26 protein-coding genes are annotated in these 25,922 nt (G+C 36.7%); 16 read left to right on the forward strand and 10 right to left on the reverse strand.

Annotated features, from left to right (window positions below):
• Nucleotides 1-125: 125 nt before the first annotated feature.
• Entirely contained in the window at nucleotides 126-1,475 is a 1,350-nt protein-coding gene (locus NSQ14_RS07030; protein ID WP_095141671.1) for a TrkH family potassium uptake protein, read from the forward strand.
• Between the two features lie 108 nt (nucleotides 1,476-1,583).
• The gene (locus NSQ14_RS07035; protein ID WP_342020060.1) at nucleotides 1,584-2,423 is read left to right on the forward strand and encodes a C39 family peptidase; all 840 of its coding nucleotides are present in this window, start codon (nucleotides 1,584-1,586) and stop codon (nucleotides 2,421-2,423) included.
• A 108-nt stretch (nucleotides 2,424-2,531) separates the two neighbouring features.
• Here NSQ14_RS07035 and asnB read toward each other — a convergent pair whose 3' ends face one another.
• On the reverse strand, nucleotides 2,532-4,433 hold the full coding sequence (asnB, locus tag NSQ14_RS07040) for an asparagine synthase (glutamine-hydrolyzing) (protein WP_041845346.1): 1,902 nt from the start codon (nucleotides 4,431-4,433) through the stop codon (nucleotides 2,532-2,534).
• A gap of 215 nt (nucleotides 4,434-4,648) precedes the next feature.
• Complete coding sequence (locus tag NSQ14_RS07045; protein WP_095141673.1) at nucleotides 4,649-5,671, reverse strand: acyltransferase family protein; 1,023 nt, start codon at nucleotides 5,669-5,671, stop codon at nucleotides 4,649-4,651.
• Nucleotides 5,672-6,008: 337 nt separating this feature from the next.
• On the opposite strand from NSQ14_RS07045, the gene NSQ14_RS07050 reads away from it, so the two are divergent.
• Nucleotides 6,009-6,248: an aspartyl-phosphate phosphatase Spo0E family protein gene (locus NSQ14_RS07050; RefSeq protein ID WP_051989048.1), complete on the forward strand. Its 240-nt coding sequence runs from the start codon at nucleotides 6,009-6,011 to the stop codon at nucleotides 6,246-6,248.
• A gap of 152 nt (nucleotides 6,249-6,400) precedes the next feature.
• Here NSQ14_RS07050 and NSQ14_RS07055 read toward each other — a convergent pair whose 3' ends face one another.
• Nucleotides 6,401-8,542 (reverse strand): ATP-dependent Clp protease ATP-binding subunit, encoded by a 2,142-nt coding sequence (locus NSQ14_RS07055; RefSeq protein WP_034769431.1) that lies wholly within the window; start codon nucleotides 8,540-8,542, stop codon nucleotides 6,401-6,403.
• 443 nt (nucleotides 8,543-8,985) lie between these two features.
• On the opposite strand from NSQ14_RS07055, the gene NSQ14_RS07060 reads away from it, so the two are divergent.
• Complete coding sequence (locus NSQ14_RS07060; protein WP_320060684.1) at nucleotides 8,986-9,999, forward strand: YkvI family membrane protein; 1,014 nt, start codon at nucleotides 8,986-8,988, stop codon at nucleotides 9,997-9,999.
• Between the two features lie 181 nt (nucleotides 10,000-10,180).
• On the opposite strand, the gene NSQ14_RS07065 is transcribed toward NSQ14_RS07060, so the two are convergent.
• Complete coding sequence (locus NSQ14_RS07065) at nucleotides 10,181-10,795, reverse strand: CPBP family intramembrane glutamic endopeptidase (RefSeq protein ID WP_034769433.1); 615 nt, start codon at nucleotides 10,793-10,795, stop codon at nucleotides 10,181-10,183.
• A gap of 346 nt (nucleotides 10,796-11,141) precedes the next feature.
• Entirely contained in the window at nucleotides 11,142-11,321 is a 180-nt protein-coding gene (locus NSQ14_RS07070; RefSeq protein ID WP_034769436.1) for a YkvS family protein, read from the reverse strand.
• A 340-nt stretch (nucleotides 11,322-11,661) separates the two neighbouring features.
• On the opposite strand from NSQ14_RS07070, the gene NSQ14_RS07075 reads away from it, so the two are divergent.
• The 5 genes from NSQ14_RS07075 to NSQ14_RS07095 all read left to right on the forward strand — a co-directional run bounded on the left by NSQ14_RS07075 (nucleotide 11,662) and on the right by NSQ14_RS07095 (nucleotide 14,918).
• Nucleotides 11,662-11,856: a hypothetical protein gene (locus tag NSQ14_RS07075; protein WP_034769438.1), complete on the forward strand. Its 195-nt coding sequence runs from the start codon at nucleotides 11,662-11,664 to the stop codon at nucleotides 11,854-11,856.
• 128 nt (nucleotides 11,857-11,984) lie between these two features.
• Entirely contained in the window at nucleotides 11,985-12,581 is a 597-nt protein-coding gene (locus tag NSQ14_RS07080) for a cell wall hydrolase (RefSeq protein WP_034769441.1), read from the forward strand.
• 194 nt (nucleotides 12,582-12,775) lie between these two features.
• A complete protein-coding gene (locus NSQ14_RS07085) occupies nucleotides 12,776-13,516 on the forward strand; it encodes a glucose 1-dehydrogenase (protein ID WP_346217040.1) in 741 nt (246 codons plus the stop codon).
• 149 nt (nucleotides 13,517-13,665) lie between these two features.
• On the forward strand, nucleotides 13,666-13,932 hold the full coding sequence (locus NSQ14_RS07090; RefSeq protein WP_034769450.1) for a phosphocarrier protein HPr: 267 nt from the start codon (nucleotides 13,666-13,668) through the stop codon (nucleotides 13,930-13,932).
• Between the two features lie 110 nt (nucleotides 13,933-14,042).
• Nucleotides 14,043-14,918: an NAD(P)-dependent oxidoreductase gene (locus NSQ14_RS07095; RefSeq protein WP_034769453.1), complete on the forward strand. Its 876-nt coding sequence runs from the start codon at nucleotides 14,043-14,045 to the stop codon at nucleotides 14,916-14,918.
• A 279-nt stretch (nucleotides 14,919-15,197) separates the two neighbouring features.
• Here NSQ14_RS07095 and NSQ14_RS07100 read toward each other — a convergent pair whose 3' ends face one another.
• A complete protein-coding gene (locus NSQ14_RS07100) occupies nucleotides 15,198-16,337 on the reverse strand; it encodes an aminotransferase A (RefSeq protein ID WP_034769565.1) in 1,140 nt (379 codons plus the stop codon).
• A gap of 357 nt (nucleotides 16,338-16,694) precedes the next feature.
• Between NSQ14_RS07100 and NSQ14_RS07105 the strand changes: the two genes are divergently transcribed.
• Nucleotides 16,695-17,171, forward strand: coding sequence for a chemotaxis protein CheW (locus tag NSQ14_RS07105; protein ID WP_251245610.1), 477 nt, complete (start codon nucleotides 16,695-16,697; stop codon nucleotides 17,169-17,171).
• 147 nt (nucleotides 17,172-17,318) lie between these two features.
• On the opposite strand, the gene NSQ14_RS07110 is transcribed toward NSQ14_RS07105, so the two are convergent.
• The 3 genes from NSQ14_RS07110 to NSQ14_RS07120 form a co-directional block, all read right to left on the reverse strand.
• Nucleotides 17,319-17,768, reverse strand: coding sequence for a YkyB family protein (locus NSQ14_RS07110; protein ID WP_346217041.1), 450 nt, complete (start codon nucleotides 17,766-17,768; stop codon nucleotides 17,319-17,321).
• Nucleotides 17,769-17,787: 19 nt separating this feature from the next.
• Nucleotides 17,788-18,654, reverse strand: coding sequence for a metallophosphoesterase (locus NSQ14_RS07115; protein ID WP_346217042.1), 867 nt, complete (start codon nucleotides 18,652-18,654; stop codon nucleotides 17,788-17,790).
• Nucleotides 18,655-18,914: 260 nt separating this feature from the next.
• Complete coding sequence (locus NSQ14_RS07120) at nucleotides 18,915-19,175, reverse strand: glutaredoxin family protein (RefSeq protein ID WP_328187402.1); 261 nt, start codon at nucleotides 19,173-19,175, stop codon at nucleotides 18,915-18,917.
• Between the two features lie 101 nt (nucleotides 19,176-19,276).
• Here NSQ14_RS07120 and NSQ14_RS07125 point away from each other — a divergent pair, with 101 nt between their 5' ends.
• The 6 genes from NSQ14_RS07125 to NSQ14_RS07150 all read left to right on the forward strand — a co-directional run bounded on the left by NSQ14_RS07125 (nucleotide 19,277) and on the right by NSQ14_RS07150 (nucleotide 24,067).
• Entirely contained in the window at nucleotides 19,277-19,516 is a 240-nt protein-coding gene (locus NSQ14_RS07125; protein ID WP_034769463.1) for a DUF1797 family protein, read from the forward strand.
• 263 nt (nucleotides 19,517-19,779) lie between these two features.
• Nucleotides 19,780-20,235, forward strand: coding sequence for a cyclic-di-AMP-binding protein CbpB (gene cbpB, locus NSQ14_RS07130; protein WP_034769464.1), 456 nt, complete (start codon nucleotides 19,780-19,782; stop codon nucleotides 20,233-20,235).
• Nucleotides 20,236-20,353: 118 nt separating this feature from the next.
• Nucleotides 20,354-21,229, forward strand: a complete 876-nt coding sequence (locus NSQ14_RS07135; protein ID WP_034769466.1) for a LysR family transcriptional regulator — start codon at nucleotides 20,354-20,356, stop codon at nucleotides 21,227-21,229.
• 69 nt (nucleotides 21,230-21,298) lie between these two features.
• Entirely contained in the window at nucleotides 21,299-22,009 is a 711-nt protein-coding gene (gene dapD / locus NSQ14_RS07140; protein WP_034769469.1) for a 2,3,4,5-tetrahydropyridine-2,6-dicarboxylate N-acetyltransferase, read from the forward strand.
• Nucleotides 22,010-22,188: 179 nt separating this feature from the next.
• Nucleotides 22,189-23,310, forward strand: a complete 1,122-nt coding sequence (locus tag NSQ14_RS07145) for an N-acetyldiaminopimelate deacetylase (protein WP_034769471.1) — start codon at nucleotides 22,189-22,191, stop codon at nucleotides 23,308-23,310.
• A 94-nt stretch (nucleotides 23,311-23,404) separates the two neighbouring features.
• Complete coding sequence (locus tag NSQ14_RS07150; protein WP_034769473.1) at nucleotides 23,405-24,067, forward strand: potassium channel family protein; 663 nt, start codon at nucleotides 23,405-23,407, stop codon at nucleotides 24,065-24,067.
• Nucleotides 24,068-24,253: 186 nt separating this feature from the next.
• On the opposite strand, the gene rnjA is transcribed toward NSQ14_RS07150, so the two are convergent.
• Nucleotides 24,254-25,921 carry a ribonuclease J1 gene (gene rnjA, locus NSQ14_RS07155; protein WP_034769476.1) on the reverse strand — a complete coding sequence of 556 codons (1,668 nt, stop codon included), beginning with the start codon at nucleotides 25,919-25,921 and terminating at the stop codon, nucleotides 24,254-24,256.
• Nucleotide 25,922 lies beyond the last annotated feature (1 nt).

Below are 25,922 nucleotides of genomic sequence, written 5' to 3' on the forward strand. Positions count from 1 at the left end.
GTGGGAACATTTATGGCAAGTTTTGACTACCATTCTTAAGTTAGATAAAATAAGGTGGTACATACTGTTTTAAACTGTATAGTTTCCATTATGAACAATAGTTTTTACTTGAAAGGGACTTTTAAATGCGGGAAAAATTTCAAACTTTAATGAACAACTTACGACCTGCCCAAATGATTGTCGGCTATTATATCATCGTCGTTATCATTTCCACACTGTTATTGTGTTTACCGGTGGCTATTAAGAACCATGCACACTGGACGTTTATGGATGCCCTTTTTACGGCTGTCAGTGCTGTAAGTGTAACCGGATTGACTACGGTAAATTTTGCCGAGACGTTTACAACCACCGGACTTTTTATCCTTATTTTTATTTTACAAATTGGCGGTGTCGGTATCATGGCTTTAGGCACCTTTTTCTGGATCGTATTAGGGAAAAAAATCGGGCTAAGGGAACGGCGATTAATCATGACCGACCAGAACCAAATGAATCTATCCGGACTCGTCCGCTTGTTGAAGCAACTGCTTGTCGTCTTTATTATGATTGAATTAATGGGTGCACTTATATTAGGAACATACTATTTGAATTATTACCCAACTTGGCAGGAAGCATACTTGCATGGATTATTTTCTTCGGTCACGGCTACAACGAATGCTGGATTTGATATTACCGGATCTTCATTAATTCCTTTTGCCAACGATTATTTTGTTCAATTTATCCATATGGTTTTAATTACTTTAGGTGCCATTGGATTTCCGGTTTTAATCGAAGTTGTGAATTACTTTAAAAAGAGGAAAGAGACCTTTCATTTTACTTTGTATACAAAAATCGCAACACTTATGTATTTAATCTTGGTTCTATTCGGGGGTCTCGGCTTTTTATTGTTTGAGTGGAATCATTTTTTACATGATAAAATCTGGCATGAATCATTGTTTTATGCGTTTTTTCAATCGGTATCAACAAGAAGCGGTGGGCTTGTAACACTTGACCTTACGCATTTGTCGGATGCCACTTTAATGTTATTGAGTTGTTTAATGTTTATTGGTGCTTCTCCCAGTTCGGTTGGTGGCGGTATTCGTACAACGACGTTTGCCATCATTATTTTATTTCTTTATCATTATTCCCGAGGAAATCAAGCAATAAAAATATTTAAAAGGGAAATTCATGAAGGGGATGTTGTAAAAGCTTTTGTTGTATCCATTTTTGCTGTAATGGTTTGCTTTGGTTCAGTTGTCTTATTATGCTTTACTGAAGATGTTCCGGTAATCACCCTAATATTTGAAGTTTGTTCGGCTTTTGGAACTTCCGGTATGTCGCTAGGGATTACCGCTGAGTTATCGAACATTGGAAAAATTATCATTATGTTGCTTATGTTTATTGGTCGTGTCGGCATTTTGACATTTTTATTAATGATTGGTGGGAAGGAGAAAAAGGAAAATTTCCATTATCCGAAAGAACGGGTGATTATTGGCTGATTTAATCGTGTGACTGATTGTGCAGGTTCCTTTTAAACCATGAAATTTATGGCTGGATTTAGACGTGTGACCGAGTATATGAAAATGGATAGGCACTTGGAGGATATCATGCTACTTCTATTATTATTAATTTTACTGTTCGTTTGTCAATTTTTTTTAAGGACAAAAAAAGGGATACTCTTGGGATTTAGTCTTCTCCTCGTAGTCTTTTCGCTTTTTCTAATAAATTTTGTTAAGGATGGAAAATTTGAGTATATTGCTAATGCAATTGGAATCAACAATAGTCAAAATCAAAGAGAAGAGGAAGTATTGAATGAGTTTTCCATTGTAAAAATAAAGGGATCGGTCATTATTGATGCACCTTTGATTAAGCAATACCCGGAACTTCCAAGAGGATGTGAAGTAACAAGTTTGGCCATGTTGCTTCAATTTGCCGGTGAAAATGTTGATAAAATGACGCTGGCGAATGAGGTGAAAAAGGATCCGACCCCTTATTCCGTCTCAGGAGGAAAGGTGCATTTCGGAAATCCACATGATGGTTTTGTTGGCGATATGTATAACTTACAAAATCCGGGTCTCGGTGTTTTTCATGAGCCGATCCGAGAGTTGGCGGAACAGTATTTACCGGGGAGAATTATAGATATGACCGGTTCCGACTTTGAAAAATTAAAGATTCCGTTATCCGCAGAACAACCGGTTTGGGTCATTATAAATACCGCTTATCAAAAAATTTCCGAGGATCTGTTTCAAACATGGGAAACGCCATCAGGTGCGGTAAAGGTGACGAGTAAAGAGCATTCCGTCTTAGTCACAGGATATGATGATCAATTTATTTATTTTAATGATCCATTGACAGGGATTAAAAATAAAACAGCACCCATCCAAGATTTCAAAGAGGCATGGGTGCAAATGGGAAGTCAGGCAATAACCATATTACCGTTTGAATAAGTATTTGAAAAAAGAACATGTGAATTAACTTTCCTATGCTTTATCTATCCAAAAAGGCAGTAACAAGATGGATGATTCCTGTTACTGCCTTGTCTTTTGTCGTGGACATTAATTCGCTTTTACCGGACTTTTTTCACGTAAGACTTCCTGTTCAAAGGAATATTTTTTTTCAATATAAATTTGGTGCCAAAGCATAAACATTAAAACAGTCCAGATTTTCCGGCTGTAATCGCCTTTTCCCGCACAATGGGCATCCAGTAAATCGAGCACATACTTTTTGTTAATTAAATGATCTGTATCACTTTCCTTAATTAAATTTTTTGCCCAATCGTTCATTTCATTTTTTAACCAATGGCGGATTGGAACAGGAAAGCCAAGTTTTTTTCGATCTAAGACATGGTCAGGAACAATCCCTTCAACTGCCTTCCGTAAAATATATTTTGTTGTTCCGTTGGCTGTTTTTAAGCTTGATGGGATTCTTGAAGCGACCTCAAAAACAGCTTTATCCATAAATGGGACGCGTAATTCCAATGAATGGGCCATCGTCGTTTTATCCGCTTTTAACAAAATATCGCCGCGAAGCCATGTATGGATATCAATATGTTGCATTCGTTCTACCGGGTCGTTACCTTTATTTTCTTCATATAAAGGGCGTGTGATATCAAGATAATTAATATTTGGATTGTACACATTGAGCAGACTCCGCTTTTCTTTTTCAGTGAACATTTTTGCATTACCGATATACCGATCTTCCATCGGTGTTACACCGCGTTCAATAAAGCTCTTCCCACGCATCCCCTCAGGCATGATTTGTGCAATTAATTTTAAAAATGATTTTAAAAATCCGGGCATTCGGTTAAACACCCTCAGCGATTGTGGCTCACGGTATATATTATAACCCCCGAACAATTCATCAGAACCTTCTCCGGAAAGGACAACAGTCACATATTTACTTGCTTCCCTGGCGACAAAATAAAGCGGTACACAAGCCGGGTCTGCTAACGGGTCATCCATATGCCACATAATTTTCGGTAACTCTTTCATATATTCTTCCGGTGTAATAACATAGCTAATATTTTCAACACCGATTTTTTCTGCTGTTTCTTTTGCTACATCGATTTCACTATATCCTTCCCGTTCAAAGCCAACCGAGAATGTTTGGATGGATGGGTGAAATTCCTTTGCAATGGAAGCGATGATTGACGAATCAATCCCGCCGGACAGGAAGGATCCGACCGGAACATCGCTTCTCATGTGTAAACGGACCGAATCATATAATACTTCACGTATTTCTTTGATCCATTCTTCCTCCGATTTATGTACCGGATGGAATGAAGCACGCCAGTATTGTTTGATATCGATTGGTTCGCCAATTTTTTTTGTAAAATAATGGCCGGGTTCCAGTTTTTTTATCCCCTCATGCATGGAGAGGGGTTCCGGTACGAATTGATAAGTGAAATAATGTTGCAATGCTTCAAAATCTAATACATCATTTTCAAGTGCCATAAGGATACTTTTCTTTTCAGAGCCAAAAAACATCCGGTCACCATCCAAACAATAGAAAAACGGTTTAATTCCAAACGGATCTCTTGCACCAAATAATGTTTTTTCTTGTTTATCCCATATGACAAATGAAAACATGCCGCGAAGTTTTTTTACGGCCTTTTCTTTCTCCAGACTGTATAGAGCAATCACCACTTCAGTATCTGTTTCTGTTTCAAAAGAGAGTCCTTGCTTAATTAAATCATCTCTAATTTCAATATAGTTGTAAACTTCGCCGTTAAAAATAATCCAGTATCGCTCATTTTCATAGGAGAGCGGCTGGTGTCCATTATCGAGATCTATGATACTTAATCGCCGAAACCCGAATTGAACATGTTCATCATAAAAGAAACCTTCATCATTGGGACCGCGATGGGTAATGATATCGTTCATTTTTTTAAACTGATTGATTTGTTCGTTGCTGTAACTCTGTGCCTCTTCATGGACACAGCCAATAAAACCACACATAACAAATTTCACCTGCTTCAAAAAGATTTACATCATTGATTAGATGGATTAACCAAAGTTCACTAAAAAATCCACTCCCTTATACTAGCATAAATCTTTTTTGCTTGCTAGGTATGATTACCACTATTACTCGTGTGTCAAACACTCACTTGAAGATTTTAGTCAATGAGAAAGCAGCATAGAAGAATAAGCTGCATGTATTCCTTATAAATCAACTATGAAAATAATCTTCTGTTAAATTGTTTAAACAAGGAAAACCAATTTGCTAATTTAAATTCAATAATCGGTTGGGTCAGGACACGCACGAATTTACTCGACAACAGTAAAGTCAAACTGAGAGCGAAAACTGCTAAAATCCAAACGGAATGATTTTTAGCAATCCACTTTTCCCAATCTGAACCACGAAAATATTTAATAATAAAACCGTGTAATAAATAGATATACAACGTGTATTTTCCAATTTTTGTAAAGAAATAATGCTGTCTTGGAACGAATGCCCAAAAGCTAAATAAGGTAATTAAACTGACTCCATAAATGAACAGTCTTTGCAACCATGCGAAAGTCATATCTGTCTCAAAATGATTGTATGGCTTAGAACCGAATAACCATTCAAAATCCATTAAAGGAAACAGATAGAAAAGGACAAACACCGAAGTTATAATAATAGTAGCAGAACTTATAGCGACTTTCGATTTTAACCAATAAAAATGTTTCCGTTTTAAATAATAACCGAGCAGAAAGAACGGGAAGAAGACAAAAGTTCTGGAAAGGCTCAAATACTCATCAATAAAATCAATATATCCAATCAAAATTCCAATGATTATAGAAAGGATAAACCCAAAAGGCTGATTCATTTTTGCAAATAATAGCAATAACAAATGCCAGCAAAATAAACTAACTAAAAACCATAAAGACCATTCAGGATTAAATATATTAATGGATAAGCTTTTCTCACTAAGTAAGAAATAATAGTATACCGAATAAATAATTTGAAAAATCAAGTATGGAACGAGCAATTTTTTGACTAATTTCGTGAAATATCCTTTTTCAAAATATCCTTTGGCAAAATAGCCGGATACCAATATAAAAGCCGGCATGTGAAAGGAATAGATTGTTTTATACAGGGCATATAAAATTTCATTATCTTCAATATAGGAACGAATTAAATGGCCAAACACAACAAAGAAAATTAACAGGAACTTTCCATTATCAAAATAATAATCACGCTGTTTACTCAATGGAAAAACCTCCTATTTTTATTTTAATAACTGTTCTTGAGGCGGTTTAAGAAATAACTAATAATATATTATACATTCATTATTTGCCGATATAAATTATAAGTAGGTTACTATTTCTATAAAATTCAATCCTGCTTGTAAAAGGAATTTAACATTCTATATTGTCTGGAAATATAGTGACACTAAATTAATGGGGATGTAATCTCAATAAATAAGGTGAAAAGGGAATATTTTGTCTATTTTTGCCGATTCTCTTTACATTATGTAATAATTTTGGTTAAATGTCATAGGAACAAAATTTTATTGGATGAGAGGATAAAGTAGGAGGATTACAAAAGTGGATGAAGAAATGACCAAAAGAGAAATGGAAGAACAGATTAAGAAAAAACGTGAACAAATGATTGAAATAGCTAAACAATATGGCTTTACCAATGAAAAGACGTTAAAGTCTAGCCAAGAACTAGACAATTTACTAAATAAATATCAACGTTTTTTTCGAATTCCTAAGATCAGGGAGTACCCCACCGCTAGTTTTAGTATAAATGCCCACCCTGATCTTTCTTCCCTAACAGCATAGGAAGAACGGAAATTAATTCATAACAACTCCATTCTCTCGACTAGCGGGTGTTTTCATAAATACCCTATATTCTGGGACATTAGCATGATTGACAAAAAAAGGGGATTCTTCATAAAAAAGGTATGGAATCAATAACGATTCCATACCTTTTTTTACTCAGCATTTATAACGATTTTGCCATTTTCAAGTGTTGCCTTCAAATGGTGTACGTCCGGTTCATCGAGAATGAAATCGGCAATTTTATCTTCCAATTGCTCTTGAATGGTCCGACGTAATGGCCGTGCACCGAAAGAAGGGTTGTAGCCAAGGTCAACCAGTTTTTCTTTCACTTCCTGACTAACAGTAATTGTTTTATTATCTTCTTTTAATTGATTTACAACTTCAGCTAACATTAAATCGACAATTTGTAACAAATCTTCTTTTGATAATGAATGGAATCGAACAATGGAATCAAACCGATTTAGAAATTCCGGTTTGAAGTAATCACGTAATTGTTCAACTACTGATGATTCATCCGTTTGATCGGATATACCGAAACCGACGCGAATATCCTTTATATGTTGACCTGCATTACTTGTCATAATAATAACCGTGTTATTAAAGCTTACGGTTCTACCTTGGCTGTCTGTTAAACGCCCGTCATCCAAAATTTGCAGGAACATGTGTAAAACATCCGGATGTGCTTTTTCGATTTCATCCAATAATATTAAGCTATACGGATTTCTCCGGACTTTTTCCGTTAATTGACCTGCTTCTTCATGACCAACATAGCCAGGCGGTGAACCGATTAATTTAGAGACGCTGTGTTTTTCCATATATTCACTCATGTCCAAGCGAATCATTGCGTCTTTTGTACCAAATAATTCTTCGGCAAGGGTTTTGGCCAATTCAGTTTTCCCAACACCGGTAGGACCGATAAAGAGGAACGAACCGATTGGACGGTTTTTTGCTTTTAATCCGGCCCGACTGCGGCGAATGGCTTTAGCTACTTGACGAACCGCATCGGCCTGACCAATTACTTTTGCAGCTAAGTTTTCTTCAATATGTTTTAATTTTTGTTGTTCATCGGCTTGGATTTTGCCAACCGGGATACCGGTTTTTTCCTCAACAATTTGTTGAATCAAATCAACATTGATAATTGGTGTAGCTGCATCTTTTGCTTGGCTGCCCTGATTTTCCAGTGTTTGTTCTTCATCACGTAATTTTGCAGCCAGTTCATAGTTTTCAGCTTGTAGGGCTTGTTGTTTTTCTTCGGCAATTTGTTTTAAGCGTTCTTCAATATAAGCCGGTGTTAATGTTTTTGATTCGAGATTCAATTTAGAACCGGCTTCGTCAAGTAAGTCAATCGCTTTGTCCGGTAAGTAGCGGTCTTGAATATAGCGATGAGACAAGTTGACACAAGCACGAACGGCTTCGTCAGAGTATTTTACTTGATGATATTCTTCATACTTCGGTTTCAATCCCATCAATATTGTAATTGTTTCATCGACTGAAGGTTCATGAACTTGAACCGGTTGAAAACGCCGTTCCAAAGCTGCATCTTTTTCAATTTGACGATACTCTTTCAAGGTTGTTGCACCAATTAATTGCAGTTCACCTCTGGAAAGAGCTGGTTTTAAAATATTTCCTGCATCCATGGAACCTTCCGCAGAACCGGCACCGACAATCAAATGAATTTCGTCGATAAACAGAATCACTTCCGGTCGATTTTGTACTTCGGCAATTAATTGTTTCATTCGTTCTTCAAATTGTCCGCGTATACCGGTGTTGGCAACGAGGGATGCGACATCGAGCAGGTAAACTTGTTTTCCCCGAAGTTTCATCGGAACATCGCCTGCAACAATTTTTAAGGCTAAACCTTCTACAACTGCTGTTTTACCAACGCCAGGTTCTCCGATTAACACCGGGTTATTTTTGTTACGACGGTTCAAAATTTCAATTACTTTTTTAATTTCTTCATCCCGACCAATAACCGGGTCAATTTTGCCATTTTCTGCCTCAAGATTTAAGTTTTTTCCATATTGATCAAGGAAGCCACCACGACCGCCGGATGTTTGCCGAGTTAGCGTTTTTACCCCATTTTGACCATCAATTGGGCTGCCAAACGGAACAAAACCTCCAAACATTTGTGAAAACGGGTTTGCATTTCCCATGAAATTTTTCAAAGAAGAATTTAATTTTTCTTGTTCCTCTTGATAGCATTTTTGACATAAAGCATATTCAGTTTGTTTTCCATTTACGTAAAATTGTAAATGAATGTTTGCCTCATTTTTATGACATTTTTGACATAACATCGTGCAAACCTCCTTACTAAAAGAATTATCTATTTTTATTTAGCTAATAGGAAAGTATAAATTTTTCAATTTCTACTTTCCTAACGCATAAGTGCACTGAAAGACTTCGGTAGCATTACCTCGCAAGCGAAAATGTTTTTTCGCTGAACTACGGCTCTGCTCTCACCTAAAGGCTCGGCAGTCGCCGAGTTTTCTTTATGAAGTATATAACCTGTCAGTTGTTTGACTTTGACTATCCTTGACCTTCTGACTATATTATACTTTGACCATCTTTGACTTTCAAGTATTTTGCCATAAAAATTTTAAATAAACAGTGAAAAGTTTGTATCGTTCTTTCTTGTCAGATACAAGTACTTCGATGGATGAAATACCTATTTGTGAAATATTTCGTACCGTTCTTTCCTTGTCCTCCTTGGCATAAGATGAAGGGAGGGGGGAGTTTGGTGAGTTGGAAAAAGTCTTTTCAATTGGCCTTTATCTATGTAGGAACGATTGTTGGGGCAGGATTTGCAACCGGTAAAGAAATTGTTGAGTTCTTCTCCCAATATGGTTTTATGGGTTTGATTGGTATCTGTATTTCCGGCCTTTGTTTTATCGGTTTTGGTGTAAAAATCATGTTATTGGCGATCGAATTGCAGGCGAGGAGTTTTCAACAATTAAATGTACATATTTTTGGACCATATTTCGCACCGGTGATTAATCTTATCATGTTTGTCATGTTAGTAGGGGTAACATCTGTCATGTTAAGCGGGGCGGGAAGTGTGTTTCAGGAACAATTGCATTTACCTAAAATGGCTGGAATCCTTATTACCATCATTTTTACGTTAATTGTACTTTTGATTGGGACAAGGGGGCTGGTTTGGGTTAATACGCTTGTCGTTCCTGTTTTAATATTATTTAGTTTTCTGTTAGCGTATCTTGCTTTCCATTTACCTGACTTTATGGGAAATGTTGCAAAAGGATTTCATTTTACATGGGGGGCAATTATTGATAGTTTTGCTTATGCTGCATTTAATATTTCCTTGGCAACAGCTGTACTTGTACCGGCTGCCACCGAAATCGGTGATAAGAAGACTGTGAAAAGGGGGGGAGTGATCGGTGGACTAGCCTTGACATTGATTTTGATCTCAAGTCACGTCACCCTGGTTCAGCTTCCATCTTTAACCGAATTTCAAATTCCAATGGCTGTCATGGTGAACACCCTGGCCACATCATTCCATTTCCTATTTATCATTGTCATTTACGGGGAGATTTTTACATCGGTTGTCGGCAATTTATATGGTTTAGAGCGGTTTGTGAAAAGGAAAATACCGGGGAATACATTAACAATTGGAATGGCCATTCTTTCCGTTGCATTTGCCATCAGCATGGTGGACTACGGAACTTTGCTGTCTTTTTTATATCCTTTATTTGGTTATATCAGTCTAGTTTTTCTTTTATTATTAATTATACGATAATACCAAAAAGGTGTCCCGGTTAAAGGACAGGGTAACCGGGACACCTTCTTTATACGATAAGGAAGTATAAATTACTTGCAAGGAAGCAAATTCGACGTAGCGGAAAATTTTAAGTTTTAAGTATAAATGCACAAGGAAAGCTACAGGAATACATCAAAGCCGAAAAAATCTTATATTTTTATTATCGTAATGGAAAAAAGACAAACAATAGTAAATCAAAAGTTAAGTGTGAGATGACAACAAGCGGCAGGCTGCGTTTCCAAGCATAAAGAGCTCCCCATACGATTCCTGCTATGAAAGCGGCTATAAAAAGTACAATTGATCCTGAATATAATTGTGCTAAACCGTAAAGGAAGGAAGATACAATGACAGCCGGCCAAATTTGGTTGTCTTTAAGCAAACGCTTGAGAATAAATCCTCTCCAGAAAAATTCTTCACCGGGTATTAAAATCAGTACTAAAACAATAAAATGCCAAATCACTTTAGGTGAATATAAATGATATAAACTTGTAATTTGATTTTTAAAATAAGTAAAGTTGATTAAGCGGACAATGGTATCGCCAAGCCAAAAAATAGCATAGAGCATAAAGCCGGACAGTACTCCGTAAAGTAAATAGCGTCCGAGTGATAATTGATCATCAATATCTTCATTTAAAATCGAGTAAGCAATTAACAAAAGCATAGCGCCTGTTAAGATATACCAAAAAACTTTTGCTTGATCAAAGGCGAAAAATATTAGTAAATGGGCTATGGCAAGTCCAAACAGGAATCTCCAATCAGTGAATGTCTTTGTCATATTTGCGAGGCTCCTTTCAAAACATAAATATATTTTAGCATAATTTATGAAGGAGAAAAATGAAAAAAGTAGTGAATATAAAGTAGGAGTGAGGAGAAAAAGTACTCTGCATGAACGGTCACTAAATCTTCCCGCATAAATCAAAGAAGCAAGGGTGGGAAATGCGTACCCATAAATCCCTTATTGGCTCAACTAACAATCAGTGAGGTAGATTCCCCACTGATTGAAGTTTTCACTGTATATTTTACGAGGAGGTCGTTATGGATAGTTGTTTTGAAGCAGTGTGAAAAAGGAAAATTTTTTTCAGTAAAAGTGTACAAATACCGGTGAACGTCCTACATTTTTGTTATTCATCAACAATTATGTAGTTTTTGTGATTAACAACTGTTTTTTCATCCAAATCCATTTCTCGGAAATTTTGCATATAGGTTAAATTCACTATGACAGAGTTTTCATTGACCTTCTCGACAATACCACGAAGACCATTTTTGAATTCGATTACATTCCCAACTGCAGCTTTTCTCATTTTACTTCTCTCCCTTGATTAATTATAATTATAAATTAGTTTGCACTAGATCTTTTTAAAAGTAAAGTACATATGCCAAATTTAGTTGAAAAACCGAGAAACTTTTAACGAGATAGACAAAATCCCGGCAAATTTTGTCAACGGGGAAGACAGTTGGGAAAAGGGGTTGCCCGCCTACGTTCAATTAGACTGGGGGGCATGATATTGTTCACACAAGCGTTGTCACAAGAAGTGGGCTATTTATTGTGTTCTTTGATATTGCTCCTATACTGACTGATGTTTTACATTTCAATATTTCTTCCACTATTCATTATAAAAAGATTCATAGGAGGGATAACATATGGATGAAGAAACAGCACGCGAACTTCTTGATAAACTAGCTTCAGGCAAAATAAATGAATGTTTAATTGAAAAAAGCGATTTTTTGACTTTCCGTAAATATTTGGTTGAGCGCCCGGACTTTAAACATTTCCGCGGTGTTGCCCAACATGGCGGAAATGTAATTTATTATTATATGGAAGAACCAAGAAGTTGATTATTTTCCTTTCCGGTGCACCTCCGTTTGGCAAATAACGGTAAATTAGCCATTCCTCTACTAATGAAGTCTACTAGATTCCTTGTTAACCTAGGATATGTACAATTGATAGGAGGTGCTCTTGAAGCATGGGAAAAAGAGTAATAAAAACGATGATCACAATGCTGGCGATGTTTGCGATGATCGGTTTCGGTACAAACCAAACAGAAGCTGCATCAGTTTACACAGTGAAAAGTGGCGATTCACTTTATAAAATTGGACAAACTAATGGAGTTCCTGTTCAAATCCTCCAGTCTATGAATCACTTAAACTCTGATAAGATTTATCCGGGTCAAAAACTATCATTGCCTGACAGTTTATCAAGCAGTGACAAAGATTTGCTTGCCCGACTTGTTACTGCAGAAGCAAAAGGTGAGCCATATGCAGGGAAAGTTGCAGTTGCAACAGTTGTCTTGAATCGCGTTGACAACCCGAATTTTCCAAACAGTGTCAGAGACGTAATCTATCAAATTGATAACGGGTACTATGCATTCTCACCGGTGGCTAACGGTGAAATTAATAAGCCGGCTAATGCTGAATCGAAAAGAGCAGTACAGGAAGCTTTAGCATTTAGAGGGCAAGGAAATGGCTCATTGTATTTCTATAACCCTAAAACTAGTACAAGCAAATGGATTTTTTCAAAACAAGTTACAGTCAAAATCGGTAACCACGTTTTTGCGAAATAAATGATTAGCATCACACAGGGGTTGTATATTATACAGCCCTTTTTTTAGCTATTTACTTTGTTTTTTTCCAATGTAGGTGAAAAACTCTTGATTTATACATATAATAAGAGTGAAGTTGACTAACAAGGCGTAAAGTATATAGTTAACAACGAAAAGTTTCTTTGACTAATTAATCAACAGAAAGGAATGGGCCGATGTTTCAAAATAAAACGGTTATCGTTACAGGTGGTGCGAATGGGATTGGGAGGAGCATTGTCCAAACTTTTGCAAACGCATTCGCTAATGTTGTTGTAGCGGATGTAGATGTTGAGGCGGGAAAAACATTGGAAAAACAATTATTGGCATCTGGAAAGCAAGTTTTCTTTGTTGAAACAGATATGAGAAAAGAAGAAGAGATTCGCAGACTTGTCGAATTCACTATCCAAAAATATGGAGGGATTGATGTAATAATTAATAATGCCGGTATTTCAAAATTCATTCCATTATTTGAAATGTCTGTTGCAGAATGGGATGATATGCTTAATACAAACTTACGAAGTGCATTTCTTTGTTCAAAAGAAGCTGCCAGATTTATGAAAGAAAAAGGCGGTTCCATTATTAATATTGCTTCTACAAGGGCATTTATGTCAGAACCTAATACAGAAGGGTATGCAGCATCCAAAGGTGGAATCATTGCCCTTACCCATGCTTTAGCGGCAAGTTTGAGTCCCTATCATATTCGCGTAAACTCGGTCAGCCCCGGTTGGATTCATACGGGAGATAAATCGGAATTATCTGAGCGCGACCATAAACAATATTGGTCAGGTCGGGTTGGCGAACCAGCTGATATTGCTCGTGCTTGCTTATTTTTAGCAAATCCGGAAAATGATTTTATCAGTGGAGAAAATATTACCATAGACGGAGGGATGACGAAAAAAATGATTTATGAAGAATAATTATAGGAAATGGGGTTAAATTATCATCGATTCAATAAATTTTATTTATCTGAGCTCCAAATAGTGAACAATTTATCAAATGATATGATATAATAAATCATGCCAAGTTTTTACATACTTTAAAATTAATTGATTGAGGAGTGACTTATATGATTGAAAAGAAATTTAAAGTTATCGCAGAAACAGGTATTCATGCCCGTCCTGCAACATTATTAGTACAAGCAGCAGGTAAATTCGAGTCGGAAATTTCATTACAATATAAAGAAAAAAAAGTTAATTTAAAATCAATCATGGGTGTTATGTCTTTAGGTATCGGAAAAGATGCAGACATTACGATCATCGTTGACGGAAACGATGAAGAATTGGCAATGAATGAATTAACAGAAGTAATAACAAAAGAAGGATTAGCAAAATAATAAATAATATATTGTTAAGGGCGGGCTGTTTATATAGTCCGCCCTTTCAATTATGTAATATGATAAAATGAGGTTATAAGCGATTTTAAAAAAATGAGGTGGTAAGGACAATGGATAATAAGCAAAAACCAGTTGTTGGCTTCATAGGATTAGGTGTAATGGGTAAAAGCATGGCTGGTCATATTTTAAATGGTGGTTACCCGTTATATGTTTATACAAGAACAAAAGAAAAAGCGGCTGAATTACTAGACAAAGGTGCGATTTGGGCAGCGACACCGAAAGAAATTGCTCACCAGGCAAAATATGTGTTTACTATAATTGGAACACCTAATGATGTGGAAGAAGTTTATTTAGGGGAAAACGGCTTAATCACGAACGGAAAAGAAAATACATATTTTATCGACATGACAACCTCTTCACCGACGCTTGCTCAAAGATTATATGAAGAAGGCAAGAAAAAAGGAATACACGTTCTTGATGCACCGGTTTCGGGTGGTGATATCGGAGCCAAGGAAGCCAGACTTGCCATTATGGTCGGCGGAGACCAAAAAGATTTTGATGCTGTTTTACCACTTTTTCAATTGATGGGGAAAAATATCGCCTATTTTGGAAAAGGAGGATCGGGGCAACATACAAAAATGGCAAATCAAATAGCCATTGCTCCTACAATGATTGGTGTTTGTGAATCATTAATTTATGCAAAAAAAGCTGGATTAAATGTTCAAAAGGTTGTTGATTTAATTTCGACCGGTGCGGCTGCAAGTTTTTCTCTTTCCAGTTATGCACCGAGAATATTAAAAGAAGATTACAGTCCCGGCTTTTTTATAAAGCATTTTATTAAAGATATGACGATTGCACTAAATGAGGCGGAAAAAATGAATCTTGACTTACCCGGTTTGACTTTGGCAAAACAGATGTACGAAAAGTTGGCGAAAATGGGTGAAGAAAATAGCGGAACCCAGGCATTGTATAAATATTGGCAATGAATTTGAAAACCGAAGCAAACGGTCTTTCATTCGGTGAAAAGAAAAGGGCGCCATAAAAGCTGAAAATAGCCTTTTATGGATTGCCCTTTTTTTATACGTTAAGAAAGTATAAATTTCCAGCAAAGAAGCAAATTCGACGTAGTTGGAAATTTTAAGAATTAAGTATAAGTGCACAAGGAAAGCTTCACGGGAATACATCGCAGCCGAAAAAATTTTATATTTTTTCGGTGAACTACGGCTTTGCCATCGCCTAAAGGCTCGGCAGTCGCCGAGTTTTCTTTATTTATCAAGTAACCGGTTCAGTCCTTCTTGTAATTTTTCCATCGAACATGCATAAGAGAGTCGGAAATACCCTTCCCCATATTCAGAAAAGGCACTTCCCGGTACGACGGCCACCCCGTTTTCTTTTACCATTTTTAAACAATAATCGAAAGAATTCAATTGAAAATTTGTCGGTATTTTTACAAAAAAGTAAAAAGCACCGTTGGGAAGAACGGTATTGTAGCCCGATTTTACTAGCCGCTCATAAACATAGTCTCTTCTTTTCACATATTCTTCACGCATTAACCTTCCATCATAGAAGCCGGTTGTTAATGCTGCTATTGCGGCTTTTTGTGAAATTGAACTGGCACAAGAAACATTGTACTGATGTACTTTAATCATTTCCTTTGTTAAATAAGCGGGCGCAAAGACAAGGCCGATTCGCCACCCTGTCATGGAGTGAGATTTCGATAAACCGTTAATCACAATTGTCTGTTCAGGTATAAACTCTGCAATTGAAACATGTTCTTTCTCGTATACTAATTCACTGTAAATTTCATCGGCAAGGACAAAAATTGGTTTATTTTTTACAACTTCAGCAATTTCTTTTAATTCTTCCCGCGTTAAACTTACTCCGGTAGGGTTGGAAGGGTAGGGGAGAATAAGGCAACGCGTATGGTTATTTATCGCTTTTTCAATCATTTCAGCCGTTACTTTGAATCCTGTATTTCGTGTATCCAGATAGACCGGCTTTGCTCCGGCAAGTTTAATGAGTGGCTCGTATCCGGGGTAAATCGGGCCAGGTAATAAAACTTCGGTTCCTGGAGTTAAGATTGTTCTTAAAGCAATATCAATCCCTTGAGTGGCTCCTACAGTTACAATGATTTCTGACTCAGGATGATAAACGATACGATATTTTCTTTTGACATAGTTACTTGCTGCTTTTCGAAGTTCTAAATAACCCGCATTCGCTGTATATGAAGTGAAATTTTGGTCAATTGCTTGTTTTGCAACATCTTTTATATGGGAAGGCGTGGGAAAATCCGGTTGACCGATTGTAAGTGAAATGACGTTTTGAACACCTTCAACCATATTAAAAAATTTACGGATCCCCGAGATTTGAATATTCTTTACATTTGGGTTGATTAATTGTTCCATCATGATCCCTTTCCTTAAGCAGTCTCAGTAATATCATACCATATATAAGGAAAACTTGCTTTAACTACTTTACACATATTGATTAATTTGTGACTTTCTGGATAATCAATGTAAGTTTCTTTATATTTACCCCACACAACGTACAAAAGATCACGAAATCTTTCCCAATGTAAAGGCAATCAAACATGGAATAGTAGAAGATAAGTGCCCGTAAGTGCCCGATTGGTTCAACTAACCATCAGTGGGGATGCCCCCCTGATGGAAGTTTCACTTTAAAGAAAGTAGATTTATCTATTATTTTTCTTGTTTGTAAAGTAAAATAAAAGAAGGAATAATAATAGAGAAAGGGAAATCAACATGAAAACGAATGAAAATCATCAGAATACGGTAACTTTGCCTGAGGAAATGATGCTGGTTGAATTTTATTTAGGCAAAGAGCTTTTTGGTATACCGGTAAAGAATGTAAATGAAATTATTATGCCCACTCAAGTGACACCTGTTCCGCGATCAAAACCATATATTGAAGGGATTACCGATATTCGCGGAGAAGTTTTACCGGTAATTGATTTAGCCATGTTCCTGTCAATTCCGGTGCAAGAAAACAGCGAACAGGATCGATTTATCGTTACAGAAATTAGCGAACAGCGGGCAATTTTTCATGTATCAGGTGTAGAACAAATTTTATCAGTAACAAAGATTGAAAAGCCGAACGATTTAAGCAATCGGAATCAGTTTGTTAGGGGAGTTATTAGAAATCAGGAGCAGATTGTCCTCCTGCTTGATTTTGAGAAAATGTTTAACGAAATCATTGCTTTGAATGAACCGGAAATGTAGCAGATAACCTATAGCCGGTAATGATGCAGGTTATTGCTTGCCAAAAGGTTATAGAGAATGAACGATGGTCCGTTCTTCAATCGTTGAACCAGTCAGAAATACTCCCTTTCTGACTGGTTGAATTATGTGTTGAGGATGTACATGATATTATTCGCCCAATCTTTTGAAGAAGGGTTGTTGGTAACGTGGTCGCTGCCTTTTTTGATTTTCGTTATTTCTGATACCCGTATATAATTGCAAAATTTTTTTGGCTTCTTTCAAAGGGAGAATTGTTCTCGGATTCCGGAAATGGTCATCCAGTTTTCCTAAATGTGTTAAATTATGGATATCTTCTCTTGTAGGGGGGATATGAAAATAATAATTGCCACAGGAAATAAGCACATTAAGCTGTTGTTGACTGAATTTCGGATTACGTGAGAAATGCAGTCCAATTTTCTTTGCCTTTCCTTCTGCCAGCATCTTTTTTATAGCGGCATGTTTTAATTGGTATAAATATTTTGAATCAATAGCCGTTTTTGCATGACGATTTACGATGAATAGTGCTTTAGATAAAATTTCAGTTGGGAAGTTGGTCGCTTGTTCACTAGAAGGTTGCATCATCTACTCTCCTTTTCCTTTATGTTTTCAAAGTAAAGATGGTTATTTCCGGACGGGATAAGAGTCGGTAAGGTAATCTCGTTGTTCCAAGTCCCCGATTGACATAAAGCCTGAGATGTTCAGAAATATCGTAGGAACCCTCAACATATTTTTGCCCATAAGGTGGCGTAATCAGCGCTCCGATAAATGGCAACTGAATTTGTCCACCATGGGTATGACCGCTAATTTGAAAATCGACCGGATAATGTTTGGCTTCCTCAATTAAATCGGGAGCATGTGAAATTAATAATGTAAAGTAGCGCTCTTGAATTGAGCTGAATGTTTTTTCAAAATCCGGTTGACCAAGCATGGCATCATCAATACCGGCAATAATGATTTCCCCATCATTTCCGATCTTGATGTTTTGAGATTCATTTCTTAACAGCTTAAAATTAGATGCTTCCATGATCTGTTTGTATTTATCGGTTCCCCAACCACCGTGATCATGGTTGCCGTAAACTGCAAATTTCCCGTAAGGTGCCTGAAGATAATTTAAATAAATAATAATCTCTTCGTATTCGTAAAATGAGAGAAGATTATCAACAAGATCACCTGAAAAAATAATGAGATCGGGTTCTTCTTTTGAAATCGTTTGAATGATTTTCTCAAAATGGTCAAAATCTAATTGAAATCCTAAATGTGTATCACTAAATTGGACAATTTTAAAATCATTGAATATGGGAGGTATAAGTGGATGGATAATATTTTGACGAGTTACTTCAATCCAATTTGGCTCAATATATTTCATATAGGCTTGTCCCACAATTCCTACTAAAGCAGAACCCGCAATCACTTTTCCCAGTTTTTTTAAAAAAGAACGTCTTGATATTTGTTTGTTTAAGTCCATCATCATTTTCCTAATCCAAAAGAATATCTAGTTATATATTACCAAAATACAGAAAAATTTGCATCAAAAATCATCATCTAGTTTGCAGAAGTGAAAAAGACCGATACTGCCAAAGTTAATTTTATTTTTTCCCGGTATACCGGATAAGTGTGCCGGTTATCCCGAGCGAAAGTCTTTTGAATAGTTTGGTGTCAATAGTGGAAATGTAAGGATATATGAATTAATCATTGCATTGACTTATTTTTTATTACATAATATATCTATTCAACATCGGGATTGGTTGGGGATCTCTTTGATAATTCCGCTTCAATTTCATTAATACGAAAGCCGGAGAAAACTTTTTCCCCGATGACGACTGTAGGTGTTGAATACGATTTAAATTTTTTTACTAACTCATTTTTTGCTTCACGATCTTCTTTAACGTTTTTTTCAATATACGGAATTCCTTTTTCCTGTAAGTATTTCTTGGTAATTTCGCATGGTGGACAATCCGGTTGTGAATATAAAATAATCGGTTTCACAGAAGTTCTCCTTTCCAAAAGAAAGTTCTTAATAAATTTATGAAGTTTGGAAAATGGTGCTACTCATATTATACTCGACATAGAATTAGGAGGAAATAATTATGTCTTTATTAGAAGGGATTTTGACCCGATTAAAAACAATGCAAGAAAGTATGGAAGATGCTGAGCGATATTTTGAACAAAATGGGGTCCGAAAATGTAAAGTGAATTATTATGCGAAGACTAAATCCTTTGAACTGAAAATATTTAATGAAGATGGAAAAACGGACGCATTCCAATTTGATAATATTGACATGGTTGCAATAGAAATATTTGATTTGCTGCAAGGCGAGGAATCATAAGAATCTTACTTTTGTAAAAATTATGATGAATGAACATGTTTTTGTCGTATAAATTTGCTAATACGAAATCTTGGTATAACATTATTCGTAAGCCGTTTGGATATTGATCTTCTTAAATAATCCCATTTTTCTACATAATGACAGATGATGTAAAAATATGTCTAAAAAACCATCTAAGAAAGTCTCCTGTTAAAACGGAAATTTTCTACGCAGTATGATAAAATAGATCTGGTTAGAAAAATCATTTTGAGGAGATTTTGCACATGATGGATCTTCAAACAGGAGAGTTTTTAGGGAAAAATATAGGACATTTTATTATATCTTCCGAACGGGTTGCACATGTACAAATCGGTAATAATCTTGAACATGCTTTATTGGTATTAACAAAAACAGGGTATACAGCCATTCCGGTACTTGATCCTGCATATAAATTTCATGGACTTATATCCAGTCCGTTAATATTGGATGCAATTATGGGCTTGGAAAGAATTGAGTTCGAGAAGTTGGAACATTTAGTTGTGGAAGATGTCATGAACCGGAATGTTCCCACTCTTACCGTGAAGGATCCGTTAGAGAAGGGGTTGAAATTATTAATTAATCACCCGTTCGTTTGTACCGTGGACGAAGAAGGTTATTTTGAAGGGATTTTAACCCGCCGTGTTGTCTTGAAACAGTTAAATGCGCTTGTCCATCAATTGAATGTAAAAGAAACTGATTAGCTCCTGAATTTTGGGAGCTTTTCTTGTATTAAAGTATAGCAAATCCATTCCCATTCCGGGATAATGATGATAGAATAAAATTACTTCAGATAAAACTAAATAGGTTTGGTGTGAACAGATGAATCTTACGGAATTGGAACTCCTGTCAGTATTGGCCAATGAAATGAATATGAGAAAAGCTGCAGAAAGACTTTTTGTCACTCAACCTGCTTTATCGCAACGTTTACAATCAATTGAAAAGGAATGGGGTACTTCTTTATTTATTCGTTCTCATAAAGGGTTAACATTAACTCCGGCCGGGGAAAAGGTCATTGAGTTTGCTAATAAAGTACTTGCCATGGAAGAAATGGTAAAAGAAGAGATTCAGTCGCTCCAATCCGAAGTCCATGGAACGTTAAAAATTGCTTGTGCATCCATTGTTGGGCAAAACTGGCTTCCCCAAATTTTAAAATGTTATGTCCAAAAATATCCGCATGCGAAGATATCACTGATTACCGGTTGGAGCAGTGAAATTTTGAAATCAATTTATGAAGATCAAGTTCATATCGGTATTATTAGAGGGACCCCAGAGTGGAAGGGGATTAAAAAGCATTTGTTTAAGGACTATCTTTACTTGGTGGACAAAGAAATTAATCATATCGATGATGTATCAAAAACCAATCGACCGTTTATACAGTTTAAAAGTGACTCGAATTATTTTCAAGAAATTCAAAACTGGTGGCACAAACGTTTTGCAACAAATGCGAAAAGAGTCATCATTGTTGACCAGATTGAAACGTGTAAGCAGATGGCTTTAAATGGAATTGGTTATGCCATTTTACCGGGGATTACTTTACACGGAGTTAGTGAGGATCTAAATAAAATCCCACTTTTGAATGAGAATAATGAACGTATAGGTCGGGACACATGGTTATTAGGGTATAGTACAGCCTTTAAATTAAAACAAGTCAATGCATTTGTTGAAGTGCTCAAAGATTTTTTGCATGAAGATTAACTTCATAATCTGTTGAAATTTATTCTTACTTTATTAGGCAGCTTAAAGGAAAATTTGGGAGGAAAAGAGATGAAAACGATGGACGCAAATGAAATTATTTCTTTTATTCAAAATAGTAAAAAGGCTACACCTGTGAAAGTATACATAAAAGGGGATTTGGATAACATTCATTTTGGTGAAAACATAAAGACTTTCATTAGTGGGGATTCCGGTGTCATTTTTGGTGAATGGTCCGAAATTGAACTTCTCATTCATGAAAATAAAGATAAAATTTTTGATTTCGTTATTGAAAATGATCGGAGAAATTCAGCGATTCCATTATTGAACCTAAAAAATATTAAAGCTCGGATTGAACCCGGGGCAATTATTCGCGACCAGGTCGAAATTGGCGATAATTCGGTCATTATGATGGGAGCGGTTATTAATATCGGGGCGGTTATTGGTGAAGGAACGATGATTGACATGAATGCAGTTTTAGGTGGAAGGGCAACGGTTGGTAAAAACTGCCATATTGGTGCCGGAGCTGTCCTTGCCGGGGTTATTGAGCCACCTTCTGCAAAACCGGTTATTATTGAAGATGATGTCTTGGTTGGTGCCAATGCCGTTATTTTAGAAGGGGTTACTGTTGGTAAAGGTTCCGTCGTTGCTGCCGGTGCCATTGTGACGAAAGATGTTCCGCCATTTTCCGTCGTTGCCGGATCACCTGCAAAAGTGATTAAAGAAATTGATGAAAAAACGAAATCAAAAACGGAAATTATGCAGGAATTAAGACAATTATAAGGGGATAACTAGTTTCAGGAGCTTTTCCGATACATATGTATAGACTGAATAAATGGCAGTCGAGACATAAGGAAAAGCTCTTTTTATAATCCAGAGCTGTTCCGCCACTTTTCAATCAAATCGCAACAATTTTTTTCGAAAAGGGCAAATGGAAGCCTTGAGAAGACAGGAGGCAAAAAATGATTAATTTTAGAAAAATAAGAAGGGATTTACATCAAATTCCGGAACTTGGCTTTCAAGAATATGAAACGCAAAAATATTTATTAGATTTTATTCGTTCCCTGCCGCAAGATCGCTTGGAGGTTAAAACTTGGAAAACAGGGATTTTTGTAAAAGTTAGTGGTCGGGTAGGGAATCGTTTAATTGCTTATCGGACCGATATCGACGGATTGCCGTTAACGGAAGAAACCGGACTTCCTTTTCAATCGAGACATCAAGGACGGATGCATGCGTGTGGACATGATATCCATATGACCGTTGCTTTAGGTGCTTTATCCAAACTGATTGAAGAGCCGATCGATGATGATGCATTATTTATTTTTCAACCTGCTGAGGAAGGACCTGGTGGGGCTCGGCCAATGCTGGATTCGGATATTATCAAAGAATGGTGGCCGAATGTTATTTTTGCCCTGCATATTGCACCGGAATATCCTGCGGGAACAATTGCGACTAAACCGGGATTATTATTTGCCAACACATCGGAACTATTTATTGATCTGGTTGGAAAAGGCGGTCATGCTGCCTACCCTCATCGAACGAACGATATGGTCATTGCCGCCACTCAATTGATTTCGGGACTGCAAACCATTGTTTCAAGAAATGTCGACCCGCTGGACAATGTTGTCGTAACAATAGGGAAACTAACCGCCGGGACTGTCCAAAATGTGATTGCTGAAAGGGCAAGGCTGGAAGGAACAATAAGGACATTATCACCGGAATCGATGATAAAAGTAAAAAAAAGAATTGAGAAGCTTGTAAATGGGATTGAGATTGGATTTGATTGTAAAGCGACCATTGATTATGGGGCAAATTATTATCAAGTATACAATGATGAGAAGATGGTTGCCGAGTTTATCGACATGATTAAAAAGCATACAGATATTCATTTCGTGACATGTCATGAAGCGATGACCGGGGAAGATTTCGGTTATTTTCTTAAAGAAATTCCCGGCTTTATGTTTTGGCTCGGGGCAGGCAGTGAATATGGATTACACAGTACGAAGCTTTCCCCCGACGAAGCTTGTATTGAAACCGGCATAAAAACAGTAAATACGTATTTTCAACAAATAGGGAATGGATGATTTCGTTTTTAAAAATAGTTGAGAAATGTCCATCATCCATTTAAAATTATTTTGAAGTAATTGTGATTCTTATGAGAGACCTGGAGGAATTTTTGTGAAAAAGGAATTTGTCGTCATCGGCTTAGGACGATTTGGCGGAAGTATTTGCCGCGAATTGACGAAACTTGGAATGAGTGTATTGGCCATAGATAAAAATGAGGACTTAGTTAATGAATATTCAAATATTGTCACTCATGCAGTCGTTGGCGATTCGACGGATGAAACTATATTGAAAAGCCTTGGCATCCGTAATTTTGATCATGTTATTGTGGCGATTGGGAATGATATTCAAGCAAGTATTTTGACTACCCTTATTTTAAAAGAATTAGGAGTAAAAATCGTAACATCAAAAGCATTAAATGATTACCATGAAAAAGTTTTACGTAAAATTGGCGCTGATCAAGTAGTCCATCCTGAACGTGATATGGGAAAAAGAATCGCACATAATTTGGTGTCATCGAATGTACTTGATTATCTGGAATTATCTGATAAATATAGTATTGTTGAGATCGCCGTCAATGAAGTGATAGCAGGTTATGCGATTGCCCAGTTAGATATCCGGGCAAAATACGGAATCAATATTGTGGCGATTAAAAGGCACCACGACATCATTGTTTCACCACAGGCAACGGAAGTGATCCAAAACGGTGATATTTTAATTGTCATTGGTTCTGATACCGATATTAATCGGTTTGAGATCAAAATGTTACAAGGATAAGGAATATTAATTAGTAAATATGCAAAAACGCCGCCAAAATTTTGGCGGCGGTTTTTTTATACGTTAAGAAAGTATAAATTTCCAGCAAAGAAGCGAATTCGACGTAGTTGGAAATTTTAAGAATTAAGTATAAGTGCAACTACGGCTCTGCTTTCGCCTAAAGGCTCGGCAATCGCCGAGTTTTCTTTAAACTTCCATAATAATCGGTAAAATCATTGGCTTTCTTTTTGTTTTTTCATACAAGAATGGTCCTAGTAAATCACTGATTTCGTTTTTAATTTCAGACCATTGGCTTGTTTTTCTTTCCATAATTTTTTCAAGATGTCTTGAAATCATATTTTGAGCTTCGTTGATTAAATCACCAGATTCGCGCATGTAAACAAATCCTCGAGAGATAATGTCAGGACCGGCTGCAATTTTAAAATTCTTCATATCAATGCTGACAACAACAATAACCAATCCTTCTTCCGATAAAATCCGCCGGTCACGAAGTACAATGTTCCCAATATCACCGATACCGCTACCGTCGATATAAATGGAACCGGATGGAATTTTCCCGGTTACTTGCGCCGCGTCACTGGATAAAGCAAGGACATCACCATTATCCATAATAAAACAATTTTCTTCAGGTATTCCACATTCCATTGCAATTTTCGCATGCGTAATCTGCATACGATATTCACCATGGATCGGTACAAAAAATTTAGGTTGAATAAGTCGCAGCATCAATTTTTGCTCTTCCTGCCCGCCATGTCCTGATGTATGGACATCGCTTAATGCGCCGTAAATAACTTCAGCACCCGCCCGATAAAGCAAATTTATCGTTCGATTGATGCTGGATGTATTTCCCGGTATCGGCGATGAAGAAAATACGACCGTGTCACCGGGGATAATTTGGATCTGCCTATGTGTTCCGTTTGCTATTCTCGACAGAGCAGCCATAGGTTCACCTTGCGTACCGGTGCATAAAATAACAACTTGATTCGCTGGTAATCGATTTAATTGATTGTTATCGATAATTGTATCTTTCGGGCATTTAATATATCCGAGTTGTTGTCCGATTTCCATTGCAGCTTCCATACTTCTGCCAAATACGGCAATTTTTCTGCCGCTTTTTACTGCGGCTTCCGTTACTTGTTGTAACCGGTGAATATTGGATGCAAAGGTTGCAAAGATAATCCGGCCGTCAACTTTCCGGAAAATATCATTTATACTTTCACCGACTTTTCTTTCAGACATCGTAAATTCAGGTACTTCACTATTCGTGCTGTCTGATAATAGACAAAGGACTCCTTCTTTCCCGATTTCTGCCATTTTTGTTAAATTGGCCAGTTCACCAACCGGTGTAAAATCAAATTTGAAGTCTCCAGTATGAACAATATTACCAGGAGGCGTTTTGACAACAATTCCAAACGAATCAGGAATGCTATGAGTTGTCCGAAAGAAGGAAACGGATGTTTTTCGGAATTTGATAACATCCTCTTCTTTTATTTCAATTAAATTGGCTGTCCGAAGTAAGCCATGCTCTTCCAATTTATTGCGGATGAGTTCAATGGCCAATCTACCAGCGTAGATCGGAATATTGATCTGTTTCAACAGATAAGGTACACCGCCGATATGATCTTCGTGACCATGAGTAATAAATAAACCTTTAACTTTTTCCTGATTCTTGACTAAAAAAGAATAATCCGGAATAACATAATCGATTCCAAGTAATTCATCTTCAGGGAACTTAATACCGGCATCGATGATGATAATTTCGTCCTGATACTGAACAGCATACGTATTTTTCCCGATTTCCCCTAAACCCCCAAGGGCAAAAACGGCAGTTTGATCATTTTTTACCAATTTCATA

Origin of the sequence: Caldifermentibacillus hisashii, assembly GCF_039654145.1 — a bacterium.
GTDB lineage: Bacteria > Bacillota > Bacilli > Bacillales > Caldibacillaceae > Caldifermentibacillus > Caldifermentibacillus hisashii.